Consider the following 12,459-nt stretch of genomic DNA (forward strand, 5'->3'; position numbering starts at 1 on the left):
TTGACTTAATTCTGAACACTCAGCATTGCCTGTTGGCTGCGGAGTTCCTCAAGTTTGGCATCAATTTGAGCCAAGATCGGCTCTAGTTGTGCCATTGCCTTTGTTTTGGACATTTTAGCCCGTTGCGCCGTAGTCAACGTTTCATTCAGGAGGCGTTCTCGATACTGTTCTAGTTCCTGAATAACTTCTGCCAATTCTTCAGAAACAACGGGTTCTGTGCCTGTGAGTTCGGTTTGTTCTGTCATATTTTTATAATTTAGATTGAGATCTAGTCAAATTTTCTCAGATTCGGTGACTCCTGGTAAACCTTTGTTATAAAACGTTTAAAATCGTTGATCAAATCGAGTATAAAATGCTCCGTACTTAATCCAATATTGCTTCAATTCATGATTAGGAACATCTAAATAAGCCTTGGCTTGATAAAGAATCACCTGTCGATGGTTTCCCATCCAAATTTTTTCCTTAATCGCCACAGAAATTAGAGTTCCATTTAAACTAGCGATGCAAGCTTCAAAGCGTTCAATCGCTGAATAATCTAAGGTTTCAAAAATCAAAAAATTATCTAAAAAAATCAAATGGCGACTCCGAATCCAAGCCTCCATTTTTTTTCGAGCCACTGGAGGTAACATTGTTTTTATGATTCATTTTGGTGTCAATCAAAAAAAAATTATTCAATCTGAGTCGGAAGTTCATCCGCAAAACTTTGTCGTTTCTCAAACCTTAAAGGGCCGTGTACCGATCCCCAAACCTGTTCATCAGTATTAATATCCATGCCTCGATCTAAACTCACCCAAGTCGTTTCTGTGAGTTCCACATCACTAACTAAATAGGTTTGACGACCATTGCGTTCAATTAAACATTGATTCCCTTCCACCCGTCCTTGAAATCCATTTCCAAAAGGTTGAAAAATCATCGAACAGTGATAACGACGTTCGGTGACAATTGGAGTCAATGTTCGTAAAATATCCAGATTGTGTCCGGCTCCAGCGTACAAATAAGCGTCTTTTATCCCATAGTTTTCAATATAAATTTCATCGTTTTGTTCAACTAATCTATGCAATCCTTGACGATAAGGACTCCACAGATCATAATCATAAGTTTGCTCAGAATAAAAACCAATGCCTTGAAAAAATTCAAAGGGTAAAGGTCGAAAAAAAATCCGAATATGAGCAAAATTTTTAGGGTCAGCAATCGTTTGTTTAGCATTGCTAAAATCCCCAGCTATACATCGAGAAAAACGTAGAATTAAGCTCATAGTTTATTCCGATTTTAAATCTCGGATTTCCGAAGAAAAAGAAGCCGTTACCACTCCAGTTCCAGCACTGGTTCTAATTAATGAAACTCGAAATCGCAGATTCGGAGTAGCAAACCAAATTCTTTCTTCAGCCATCGCTCGGTCATAGGGCGTTAACAGCGTAAAAACTCCTTCTGGATTAATCTGATAATCTCCCACAGAAGGAATGGTTTCTGCATAGCCTTGATCCCGCAATAATTGACCTTTTGTAAAGTCATTTTGATCAGGAATAGGAACTAAAATCGTTGTTCCTTTAATGATGTTTCCCTCCTCCCAATCTGACTCTCCCTCCCAAGTCATCCGAAAAGGATGAGTTGCTAATTCAGGATCAATCTGATAAGAATGACACAAGGCAATTACATCAGAATCCTGTTCTTCTAAAGGAACAATATCAATAATAGAAGTAACAGCTTCAAAGTGACTAAAAGCCAGATGATGAGCGCTCCGTTGTGAACGCCATCGTCCTAAAGACTGTTCAACAAATTCAGCAATATCCATGCAGAAAATAAAAAGAGTATCAGCGAACACACAAGACCAACTTGGCTAAAGATTCTGTGGGTCATCAAAATCTAATATTAAATCCCATTACAGATGCTAGAGATTATCTTTCTACCCCCTGTAGAGACGTTGCATGCAACGTCTCTACACCGGGGGAATATGTAGCCAACATTTGATGATGGAATATAACCTGAGTCAGTTTTAACAACCCACAGGTTTAAGTTTATGGAAGCACCTTTTTTCCATAAACTTAAGCGTTAAACCACCTCAGTAATGCTGAGAATTTTACCCCCAGTCTTTTGAATATTTTGAATATTTTGAGACAGTTGGGAATAACTGACACAATAGGTTTTATTCGCCAGTTTTGACATCGAATTTACGCCTTTTGTTACCACAATCCGAAACCGCTTTTCTTGAGCGCCACCTTGACCCAAGGAAGACACCTTGATTTTTTGAGGTAAATTGGTGGCGACGCTGGAAATTAATTTAGATTGGTGTTCACTGTCGCTGGTGGCGGCACCACCTAATAAATTCATTGTCCGATTAAAGACAACATTTTTAATCCCCGTTTGTGTGGTACTACTGCGAGGATAGGGAACACAATTTTCTCCGAAGTTGTTCAGATATTCTGCACTATCGAGATAAGAATCAATTTCTGCTGCGTAACCTTGTTGAATACAAATTTGAACATGAGCCGAAATTTCCGCTTGATCTAACGGTGCCCGTCCCAATAAATGCTTACAGTTTAACTCAATAAACCGATAGGCAGAATTAGGTTCAAAAAACAGAGATTTGTAGAGTTCTGATTGAGCGATCGCCCGCACAAAACCCCGCACGGTTAAATCTCGATTTCGCAGTAAAGATTCTGCCGTTTGATTCCGTTGACTTTCCAACACATGAGCATTACCCAAGACCTGTTTATAAACGGCTCGGATAATCACTTGTAAATCTTCTTCTGTCGTATTAGAACGTAATTCTAGGCGTTCTGATGTGAAACTTGGAGTTAAAGTTGTCATTGTTATTCTTCCTCGCTACAGGTGATTTTATTGAGTGTTGGGTGCTGAGTGATCAACACCCAACCGTTCAACCGTTAATGGTTAATTCCTAATTCTTAATTCCGAATTAATTCTATGAGAATCAAACGGAATTAGGAAACTTCATTGATGCTAATAATCTTGCCACCGCTCCGATGAATGCGCTGAATTTGGGGAGTCATATTCCCGCCAGAAACCACATAAACGGTATTGCTAAACCGACGGGGAGCGTCAAATTTAGACCCCTTGACAATAATTTTAAACGTCTTTTCTGTGGCATCTTGATAACCCCCTAAACGGCCGCCAGAACTAGGCAACTGAATTTTATTGCCACTGTTTGTAGCCACCGCTTCCACCAAGCGAGAATTCGTAAAAGCACTATCAACTCCCGCATAGCCTTGATATAAAGACAGAGTACGGTTATAGTTGACCTGTTTTTGTCCCACCTGAGTTTTTGCCCCTTGATAATAGGGAACAATCATTTCTCCGAACAGATCTTGATATTCTTGGCTATCGAGATAGGAATCAATTTCAGCATCATATCCTTCCTCAATACAACGACGGATATGTTCTGAGAGTTCGGCTTGACAACTGGGAGCGCGACCCAGTAAATGTTTAAAATTGAGTTCCACAAACCGATAAGGGGCGCAGGACTCAAAGTAACGACTCCGATAAAACTCCGATTTCGCCACTTGACGCACAAATTCCCGCACAGAGATACTGCCATTTGCCAGTTGAGATTCGGCTGTCACCAACCGCTCACTCTCCATAACATGGGGATTGCCTAAAACTTGTTTGTAAACAGCCCGAATCACCGTCGAAATTTCATCGGAACAACTCACTGTCCGCAGTTCTACGGGAGCATCGACAACAACGCCCATGATTTAGATCTCCTAAAAATAGATTGAGGGAATTCAAGAAATCTGGGCAATAGAATATAGAAAAAATCGGCAATCAATTCATCAATAAATGATGAGTGAGATCCTATTGCCTCAGAAAAAATATTAAAAAGTTGGATTTTGGATATTGATATTAATCCCAAACCCAATTAACTAATCGGAGTAATACTGGCAATCACGCCGCCTTGTTGGTGAATGCGCTGATATTCCTGAGACAGTTTTTCAAAGGGAACCAAAAAAACTTGGTTACTGCGACGGAACTTCGACACCCGGTTAACTTTCCCAGGGGAGCTATAACCCGTGACTTCGATGCGGTAAACTTTGCCGCCTTCGCTCGCCCCGGCTCCATGACGGGTGCGAGCGCTTCCGGTCGGGTCTTGGAAAGACCAACCATTGCCCATTGCACCCCCAGAGGGAGGAATTACAGCTAAGGGGGTTTTTTGAATCACATATCGATTCAGCACCGATGCTTTCCCCGCCAAACTGCCCTTGAGGTCACTACTGGACGCGCCCCGCGCCAGAGCAAAGAAATGGGTAAACCCAACCATTGTTTGACCGGGTTGAGTTTTATAACCCCGATAGTAAGGAACGAAGTTTTCGCCGTAGGCGTTTTGATATTCGTCGCTATCGAGATAGGAGTCGATTTCCGCTTCAAACCCTTGGGTATCTAACAGGGTGCTGTGTGCTCTCATTTCTTCTAAGTCCCGAGGGGCGCGACCTAGAAAATGTTTGAAATTGAGTTCAATAGACCGATAACGCGGACAACTCTCGAAAAAGCGAACGCGATACAAGTCAGATTTGGCAACAGCGCGGACAAATTCACGGACACTCAATTCTCCCCGCTTAAATTGAGATTCGGGGACGATGGCCCGTTCACTCTCCATGACGTAGGCATTGCCCAGAATTTGCCGATAAACCGCGCAAATCACGGCTTCGGCATCTTCTTCAGAACGTCCGAGAATCATTTCTACCGGGGGGGTGTCTTCGTATAGACTCACGCCCAGTTGGGATGCTGGCCCAAAAACCATCAAACAATCTCCTCGAGGCACGATAAGTTGGCGAAAATTAGGATTTCTGAAGTTTGTTACAAAACTTAACAATCTGTTAAGATATAAAAATCAGAAATTGTCTTGAAAGCTACACTTAAGCCTGTTCGCTTAATGTTGTACCATACAAGGTTTTAAATTAGACATTTTCCTGAGAATCCGTAAAGATTTGTAACATTTGTCTCGATAGGAAGCTTTTATGTCTCATAAACCTAAAACCCGGTGTGGGTGACTCGAACCCTTTGTTCAGAGAAAAAGCGATTACTGAAACCGTCTCATCGCCTCAATTAAATGGTTAAAATAAGAACTCAATTCTATCTGTTGTTCCGGGTTAAATTCCTCAAGACCAAAGGTTTTTAAAGCTTCTAGTCCCACAATCATCGCAGGTAACGGAACCTTTAATTCTTGATATAATAATTGCATATTCTTCAAGCCTTCCGAAGAAGTAAACGGAATACAACTTCCAGCAATTCCATAGGTAATACAGCGCAGAAAATGCCAAAAATCTCGCCAGCAAGCCTGCGCTCGTGCTGGAGGATATAAATCTCCATCAATATTAGTAATTCCTGAGTATTCATCTAATACTTTTTGACGAGCAGAATCGATAATAGTATCCGCTTTATCTCTGAGCAATCGGGCAGATTCGAGAGCCGATGAAGACTCAGGAATCAGCGTTGCAATCTGTTCTAAGTCTTGATCGGTTAAATAACGTCCTTGATCATCAGCTTGTTGAAAGATCTCAATCACGGAGGCGGGATAGTGATTTTTCCAAGCCGCAAAACTCACAATTCGAGAAAGCGGAATTAATTGTTTAGCGCGTTCAGTTAACTGCATAAAATTGGATTGATTTTTGATAGAAATTGAATCGTTACCGGAGAGAATAAAAAAATAGAAATTCTGCCCTTGATATTATATGATATTGAAGATCCCTCCCCTCCTCAACCTGAAATCATGGAACTCAGCGAAATTAAAGCCTGTTTAGCCAACACCAACCCCAAAGACCGACTCAAAGCCATTCAAGAATTGCATCAGTATGAACCCGAAGTCGCCATTCCCTTACTCTTGAGTCAAATGCAGGAAAAAGACTTTTTAGTTCGGTCTTTTGTCGCCATGGGTTTGGGGAAACAACGCACCGCCGAGTCCTTAGCCGCTTTGTTACAAATGGTTAAATTTGACCGCGATGCTAATGTTCGAGCCGAAGCCAGCAATTCCCTATCCCTATTTGGACAACCCGTTGCTTCTCATCTGGTCGCTGCATTTTACCAAGACGACAACTGGCTCGTGCGTCGAAGTATTATTGGAGCGTTGGTAGAATTAGACTGTCCAGAACACCTATTAGAAATCTGTGTTTGTGGGATTGACGGAGAAGATCTAACGGTACAAGAAGCCTGTATCGATAGTTTAGCCTTCCTCGCTAGTAGCTCCCAACGAGAAAAAGCTCTACCACAACTTCTATCTAAAGTCAAGGATTCTTCCTGGCGAATTCGGGCGAGGGTTGCTCGCGCTCTGCATCGCTTTTCCAGTCCCCAAGCCGAAACCGCCTTAGAAGCATTGAAACAGGATGAAGATCATCGCGTGGTGGCTGCGGTACTGGAAAACTTTGTAAGTTGAAGAAATGTTACTTTCTTTAATAAAAGCCAGACAAGTTCGGTGGGCTTCCGTTAATCTAAACGGATAACATTAAAACCCGTGTCAAGTTTTATGTATCAGCCGTTTCAGGAATTTTTAGAAGCAGAGATCTTTTCTCGTTTCCAGGTGGTCAGTCGTTCTATTCCCGCCGGATTAGAGTCTAACGTCAGTGAACGGGGAAAAAATCCCGCCCGGATTCAAAGTTGGTGCTATGAATGTCCTCAATTGCGGAAAATTCGCTACACCTATATTGATGCAGGTGAAACGGCTCAAATTTTTAATAGTGTCATTTATCCCAATTATCACTACGATTTACCCATTTTAGGGATTGATTTCTTATCATTTGGTCAAGTTAAAAATTTAGTGGTTTTAGATTTTCAACCTTTATTTCGAGATGAAGGATATCAACAAAAATATATTGAACCCCTGCGTCCTCTTTGGGAAAAATATGATGATTTAGCTCAGGATTTACCCATGAAATTCTATGATGCGAATCAGTATTTTTCTAAATATATCCTGTTTGCTAAAACCGATGCAGCCACCGTTAGAGGAAAGGTATTTTCAGCTTATCAGGACTATATTCATCTCTATTGGGAATTGTTACAAAACTCCCAACCGCTTTCAGATTCTAAAAGAATTCAAGAAGTTATTAAAGCCCAAAAAGCTTATGATCAATATAGCGCTGACCGAGATCCAGCATCCGGCTTATTTAGTAGCTATTTTGGTCATGAATGGGCGGAACGTTTTCTCTATGAATTTTTATTTGAAGATGCTGTTCCCTTAGCGGTTGCTACCAAATAAAAATTTTTCAACTAATATGACGCTCTATCAACCCTTTTTAGATTACGCCCTTACTCTTCTTGAAGAAAAACTTCCCCTAACTTCTTACCCCATTCCCCCAGGATTTGAACAAAAAGAACAGGTAACAGGAACAGGAAAAAGACAGCAAGTTGTGATGACCACCAGTTACGGTTATCAAACACCCAAACTGCGACAAATTCGAGCCGCTCATGTTCAAGGGGGAGAAGCTTTACAAGTTCTCAACTTTGTGATTTTCCCCCATTTAAACTATGATTTACCATTTTTTGGGGCTGATTTAGTTACCCTACCAGGAGGACATTTAATCGCCTTAGATATGCAGCCGTTATTTCATAATTCTGCTTATCAACAAAAATATACTCACCCAATATTGCCTATTTTTCAAAACTATCAACAACATTTACCTTGGGGGGGAGATTTCCCCGAAGAAGCGCACCCCTTCTTTTCTCCGGCTTTTTTATGGACTCGTCCTCAAGAAACAGAAGTTGTTAAAACCCATGTTTTTGAAGCGTTTAAAGCTTATTTACAAGCCTATCTGGAATTTGTAGAACAAGCCCAACCCATTGATAATTCTGAGCAACGCCAAGACATTTTACAAGCCCAAAAACGTTATGTTAGTTATCGGGCTGAAAAAGACCCCGCACGGGGAATGTTTACTCGTTTCTATGGGGAAGAATGGACTGAGGAATATATTCACGGGTTTCTATTTGATTTAGAACGTTATCTGGAGCAATCCGCACCGTCGAGACGGAGATTGTAATATTTTATTTATTGTAGGGGTGGCGTCCCTTCAAACCCTCTTTAAGCCTGGGTTTGGAAGGACATTACCCCTACAGAATTTTTGTACAACTAAATCCAGATATCTTGAGAAACCCGGTTTCTAATAGCCTACCTTCCCCTACATTGAAAGTAACGCTCTTTGACGATTGGTTTCCATCATTTCATCTAATTCAGAAGGTAAAACACAGCGACGTTCAGAAGAATACGTCATCAAATTAACACCATTCATCATCTTAACCGTACTAACTCTCACCCGAAAATTATCCGTAATAAACCAACAACGTTCTTGACCTTGATTGCGTTCATATTCAGTATCAATTGTTAAAACCCCATCATCAGCAAACTGATAAATCCCCACAACCGGAATGCCTTCAACATAGCCTTTATTGCGGAAGAATTTACCATAACGAGGATTATCGGGATTAGGAACATCAATCAAAATAGCACCATAATTAGGATTAGGTTCGCCCTCCTTAAAATTTCCCTGCCACATAAAACTAGCCCCTCCAACCACTGAAGTCGAATCAACCCCTTGTTCCGAACAAATTTCTAAGATAGTCGGATCAGTTTTATCTAAAACTTTAATAATTAAATTCGATTCTCCCGATTCATCCGCAGCCGAATCAAAGCGATGAACGGCTCGTTGTGAAAGCCACATCCCTTCACTTTTTTTAAAAAAATCCATCATCGTCATCGGTAATTTCATTGACCGTTTTTCTCCTTGTTAATCAAAGTTATAGCGATTAAAATGACTATTAAACCTCTATTTTTACCATCAAAGCTGATTGACAAAGACAAATCCAGCAAACCCAAACCCAGAAACCAGGAAATATCCCCCTTAATTTCTTCCTTCGTGTCTTCGTGTCTTTGTGGTTCCTTCCACAATTAAAAAGCCGGGCGAAGGTATTGTAAGTCACCACGTCCACCGATAATATTGGGCATGATTTTTTTTCAACAACTATGACCATAACCCGCCATGAAATTGTACAACTTCTCCAACACGGAAAAAGTTTAGCAAAAGCCGACTTACAAAGCCTTGATCTCCATTCCCTTGACTTATCAGGAGTTGATTTCACAGGAGCCAACTTAATTCAAGCAGATTTGAGTCACGCTAACCTAACGGGAGCAAACCTCACTGGGGCTGATTTACGCGCCGCGAACCTAACAGGAGCGAACCTCAGCGAAGCATTATTGGCAGATAGTCTATTATTTCGAGCTAATTTACAGGGATGTTGTCTCAATCAAGCTCAACTTGAGGGCGCGAAACTGCAACTGGCTCGTTATGATGGTCAGACCCTTTGGCCAGAGGGATATAACTACCGCAACTCCGGGGCTGTGGGGCCAAAAGCCAACCTCAACGGAGTCTATCTGAATACAGCAAATCTGAGAAACGCTGATTTGCGAGGGGTGAACCTGCGGGGAGCCTATCTGAGTGGAGCGGATTTGAGTGGAGCCAACTTAGAAGAGGCGGCATTGAGTGGGGCGAACCTTCAAGGCGCGTTGCTGACGGGGGCTTATTTACGCAAAGCCCGTTTAGTTGGAACCGAGATTCAGGGGGTAGATTTCCGGGCGGCCGACTTAACCGATGCTAACCTAGAGCAAATTGAAAGTATAGCTGGGGCTGACTTTACTTTAGTTCAAGGGTTGAGCGAGGAGATGAGAGCCATGTTGTGTAGTCGTCCGGCGGAAGAGTTAGGCACTTGGAACCCGTTTACCCGCCACAATACCGCCGAAAGTTTGGGGTTAGTTGAGGGTTAATTTCAGAAAGTTTACAAATTGTTAATTAGTTTCTCAGACAAAAGACAAAAAAATGGCCTGCCTGTATTCTCATATACAAGTTAGTCACAACAACTAACGATGTCTGATTAAAAAATTCCTTTTAACTGATTTAAGGAGAACTCAATGCTAGACGCTTTTTCCAGAGCAGTAGTAACTGCCGATAGCAAAACAGCCGCAATTGGTGGTGCTGACCTCGCCGGCCTCAGAAATTTTATTGCTGAAGGGAACAAGCGCCTTGATGCAGTCAACGCCATTGCCAGTAATGCAAGCTGCTGCGTTTCCGATGCCATCGCTGGGATGATCTGCGAAAATACAGGTTTAATCCAAGCGGGCGGTAATTGCTACCCCAACCGTCGCATGGCTGCTTGTCTGCGTGATGGTGAAATTATCCTGCGCTATGTCAGCTACGCCCTGTTATCTGGTGATGCTTCCGTTCTCGATGATCGCTGCTTGAATGGTCTGAAAGAAACATACATCGCTTTGGGTGTTCCCCTCCAATCTGCGGCTCGCGCTGTTGGAATCATGAAAGCAATTTGCGTTGCTCACATCAATGGCACCAACACTCCTGCGATGGCTGGTAACAAATTCCGCAAAATGGAAACACCTCAAGGTGACTGCTCGGCTCTGTCTGCTGAAGCTGCCAGCTACTTTGATCGCGTGATTGCTGCCCTCAGCTAATAGCTAATGTTCTTCTAATTGATGAACTAGCTGAATTGAAACCAACAAGTAATTCAGATCCATTCAGGAGATATCCCAATCATGAAATCAGTTGTTACCACTGCGGTCGGCGCTGCGGATGCAGCCGGACGTTTTCCTAGCACCTCTGACTTAGAATCCGTACAAGGTAGTCTTCAACGTGCTGCTGCTCGTTTAGAAGCCGCCGAAAAACTCGCTTCCAATCTGGATGCAGTTGCACGGGAAGGTTATGATGCCGCTATCAAAAAATATCCTTACCTGAACAACGAAGGGGAAGCTAATTCTACCCCTGTGTTCAAAGAAAAATGCCTCCGTGACATCAAACACTACCTGCGCTTAGTCAACTACTGCCTGGTTGTCGGTGGTACAGGGCCCTTAGATGAGTGGGGAATTGCTGGCCAACGTGAAGTGTATCGCGCTTTAGGTCTGCCTACCGCTCCCTATGTTGAAGCATTGAGATTCTCTCGGAACCGGGGTTGCGCTCCTCGTGATATGTCCGCTCAAGCTCTGCTTGAATACAATGCTCTGCTCGACTATGTGATCAACTCCTTGTCTTAGTAGACTGTAACGGACTGAATTTAAGTCAAATTATTTTTGCCTTAGATTCTATAAACCTGGGTATTCTTAGTACAATGCTTTGCTACTCTAAAGCAGAGTATTGCTCAAAGAGTCCCCAGGTTTGTTGGTTTTAAAACCGGATTATGGATAAACGTTTTTTTAATCTTTATAATTTAACCGAAGAACAGGCGATCGCCCTCTTAGATACTCCCCAGGAGGAAATAGGAGAGGATGATTCTCGCTATGTAGCCGCCGCCCATTTAGTTAATTTCCCCACAGAAAATACCATACTTGCTTTAATTCGGGCGGTACAAACCCTTGATCCATCTCTGGATAATCAGATTGTACGCCGCAAGTGTGTAGAGACATTAGGACGATTGCAAGCCACCCAAGCGTTATCAATCTTTCATACCTGTTTAGCCGATCCAGATTGTTATACCGTTGAGAATGCCGTTTGGGCTCTCGGAGAAATTGAGGTCAGTGATCCCGACATACTGGAAGACATGGCTCAATTATTAGAAAAACCCGGACAACTGTATCGTACAATTATTCAGACTTTAGCCAAATTAAACTATAAACCCGCTTTAGAACGAATTCGTAGATTGATCGATGCCGAAGATCCCCCCATTGCCTGTGCTGCACTTTCGGCCGTTTGTCGTCTGAGTCAAGATTACAGCTTGATGGATCAAGTTGTTGAGTTTCTGTACCATACCAATGTTAATGCTCGCCGGGGCTGTATTCAAGATCTAATTGATGCCCGTTATTATGCCGCGATTCCTGAAATTGCACGCTGTCCAGTATCTTTAGTATTTCGACTGCGAGGAATTCGCTTATTAGGAGAACTGGGAGAGAAAAGTGGAGAGATTAGCTTTAAGGAAATTCAACCCAGTTTAGAACAAGTCTTGCGAGATCATCCCCATGATCTAAACTTAGTCCATGAATATGATCAGCCACCGACCCTAGAGTTTTTGATTCAAGAACTCTATCAAACGGATTTTGGCCGTTGCTATTTAGCCAGTAAAACCCTATTAGAAACCTATCCTCAAGAAGCTCCTGAAGCATTACTGACAGCCTATCGGGAAGAAGCCCATAATGATTATGGAGCCCATTATCACGTTGTTAAACTCTTGGGTTGGTTGCGGTATGCTCCTAGTTATGATCTCTTAGTGGAAGCATTACAAAATCCTGCCCCTCAGTTCCAGAAATCAAGAGCCGCAGCAGCCCTAGCGTTAGCAGAACTCGGAGATAAACAGGCAATTCCACTTCTGATCAATAGTTTAAACACCCGAATCTGGGATTTGAAATATGCTACATTAATGGCCTTGGAACAATTGGGGGATTCTACAGGTTATACCCTCCTCGCTAATGACCCCGATGGGTTAGTTCGAGCCAAAGCAGCCTCACTGTCCGCCGTTTATACCTAACCA

At 42.4% G+C, this 12,459-nt stretch carries 16 protein-coding genes; 7 read left to right on the top strand and 9 right to left on the bottom strand.

The features are described from left to right. Positions 1-5: 5 nt before the first annotated feature. The 8 genes from PL8927_RS15735 to PL8927_RS15770 form a co-directional block, all read right to left on the bottom strand. Positions 6-245: a hypothetical protein gene (locus tag PL8927_RS15735; protein ID WP_083623234.1), complete on the bottom strand. Its 240-nt coding sequence runs from the start codon at positions 243-245 to the stop codon at positions 6-8. Between the two features lie 78 nt (positions 246-323). After that, the gene (locus PL8927_RS15740) at positions 324-629 is read right to left on the bottom strand and encodes a CpeR family transcriptional regulator (RefSeq protein ID WP_083623237.1); all 306 of its coding nucleotides are present in this window, start codon (positions 627-629) and stop codon (positions 324-326) included. A gap of 38 nt (positions 630-667) precedes the next feature. Then, a complete protein-coding gene (locus tag PL8927_RS15745) occupies positions 668-1,255 on the bottom strand; it encodes a chromophore lyase CpcT/CpeT (protein WP_083623239.1) in 588 nt (195 codons plus the stop codon). A 3-nt stretch (positions 1,256-1,258) separates the two neighbouring features. Next, positions 1,259-1,792, bottom strand: a complete 534-nt coding sequence (locus tag PL8927_RS15750) for a phycobiliprotein lyase (protein ID WP_083623242.1) — start codon at positions 1,790-1,792, stop codon at positions 1,259-1,261. Between the two features lie 257 nt (positions 1,793-2,049). Beyond that, positions 2,050-2,808 (bottom strand): phycobilisome rod-core linker polypeptide, encoded by a 759-nt coding sequence (locus PL8927_RS15755; protein WP_083623245.1) that lies wholly within the window; start codon positions 2,806-2,808, stop codon positions 2,050-2,052. Positions 2,809-2,939: 131 nt separating this feature from the next. Continuing rightward, complete coding sequence (locus tag PL8927_RS15760; protein WP_083623247.1) at positions 2,940-3,707, bottom strand: phycobilisome rod-core linker polypeptide; 768 nt, start codon at positions 3,705-3,707, stop codon at positions 2,940-2,942. 167 nt (positions 3,708-3,874) lie between these two features. Next, positions 3,875-4,753 carry a phycobilisome linker polypeptide gene (locus PL8927_RS15765; RefSeq protein ID WP_083623250.1) on the bottom strand — a complete coding sequence of 293 codons (879 nt, stop codon included), beginning with the start codon at positions 4,751-4,753 and terminating at the stop codon, positions 3,875-3,877. 279 nt (positions 4,754-5,032) lie between these two features. Then, complete coding sequence (locus tag PL8927_RS15770) at positions 5,033-5,605, bottom strand: globin family protein (protein ID WP_083623253.1); 573 nt, start codon at positions 5,603-5,605, stop codon at positions 5,033-5,035. Between the two features lie 117 nt (positions 5,606-5,722). Between PL8927_RS15770 and PL8927_RS15775 the strand changes: the two genes are divergently transcribed. The 3 genes from PL8927_RS15775 (at position 5,723) to PL8927_RS15785 (ending at position 7,979) form a co-directional block, all read left to right on the top strand. Continuing rightward, a complete protein-coding gene (locus PL8927_RS15775; RefSeq protein WP_083623388.1) occupies positions 5,723-6,382 on the top strand; it encodes a HEAT repeat domain-containing protein in 660 nt (219 codons plus the stop codon). A gap of 90 nt (positions 6,383-6,472) precedes the next feature. Further along, positions 6,473-7,201 (top strand): 15,16-dihydrobiliverdin:ferredoxin oxidoreductase, encoded by a 729-nt coding sequence (locus PL8927_RS15780; RefSeq protein ID WP_083623256.1) that lies wholly within the window; start codon positions 6,473-6,475, stop codon positions 7,199-7,201. Positions 7,202-7,217: 16 nt separating this feature from the next. After that, complete coding sequence (locus tag PL8927_RS15785) at positions 7,218-7,979, top strand: phycoerythrobilin:ferredoxin oxidoreductase (RefSeq protein ID WP_083623259.1); 762 nt, start codon at positions 7,218-7,220, stop codon at positions 7,977-7,979. A gap of 138 nt (positions 7,980-8,117) precedes the next feature. Here PL8927_RS15785 and PL8927_RS15790 read toward each other — a convergent pair whose 3' ends face one another. Continuing rightward, complete coding sequence (locus PL8927_RS15790; protein WP_083623261.1) at positions 8,118-8,705, bottom strand: phycobiliprotein lyase; 588 nt, start codon at positions 8,703-8,705, stop codon at positions 8,118-8,120. 254 nt (positions 8,706-8,959) lie between these two features. On the opposite strand from PL8927_RS15790, the gene PL8927_RS15795 reads away from it, so the two are divergent. The 4 genes from PL8927_RS15795 to PL8927_RS15810 all read left to right on the top strand — a co-directional run bounded on the left by PL8927_RS15795 (position 8,960) and on the right by PL8927_RS15810 (position 12,456). Next, positions 8,960-9,757 carry a pentapeptide repeat-containing protein gene (locus PL8927_RS15795; RefSeq protein ID WP_083623267.1) on the top strand — a complete coding sequence of 266 codons (798 nt, stop codon included), beginning with the start codon at positions 8,960-8,962 and terminating at the stop codon, positions 9,755-9,757. A 144-nt stretch (positions 9,758-9,901) separates the two neighbouring features. Next, positions 9,902-10,456 carry a class 1 C-phycoerythrin subunit beta gene (gene cpeB, locus PL8927_RS15800; protein ID WP_083623270.1) on the top strand — a complete coding sequence of 185 codons (555 nt, stop codon included), beginning with the start codon at positions 9,902-9,904 and terminating at the stop codon, positions 10,454-10,456. Positions 10,457-10,537: 81 nt separating this feature from the next. Next, positions 10,538-11,032 (top strand): globin family protein, encoded by a 495-nt coding sequence (locus PL8927_RS15805; RefSeq protein WP_083623272.1) that lies wholly within the window; start codon positions 10,538-10,540, stop codon positions 11,030-11,032. Between the two features lie 143 nt (positions 11,033-11,175). Next, positions 11,176-12,456 (top strand): HEAT repeat domain-containing protein, encoded by a 1,281-nt coding sequence (locus tag PL8927_RS15810; RefSeq protein WP_083623275.1) that lies wholly within the window; start codon positions 11,176-11,178, stop codon positions 12,454-12,456. The last annotated feature ends 3 nt before the right edge of the window (positions 12,457-12,459 follow it).

It is taken from the genome of Planktothrix serta PCC 8927 (genome assembly GCF_900010725.2).
In the GTDB taxonomy this organism is placed as follows: Bacteria; Cyanobacteriota; Cyanobacteriia; order Cyanobacteriales; family Microcoleaceae; genus Planktothrix; species Planktothrix serta.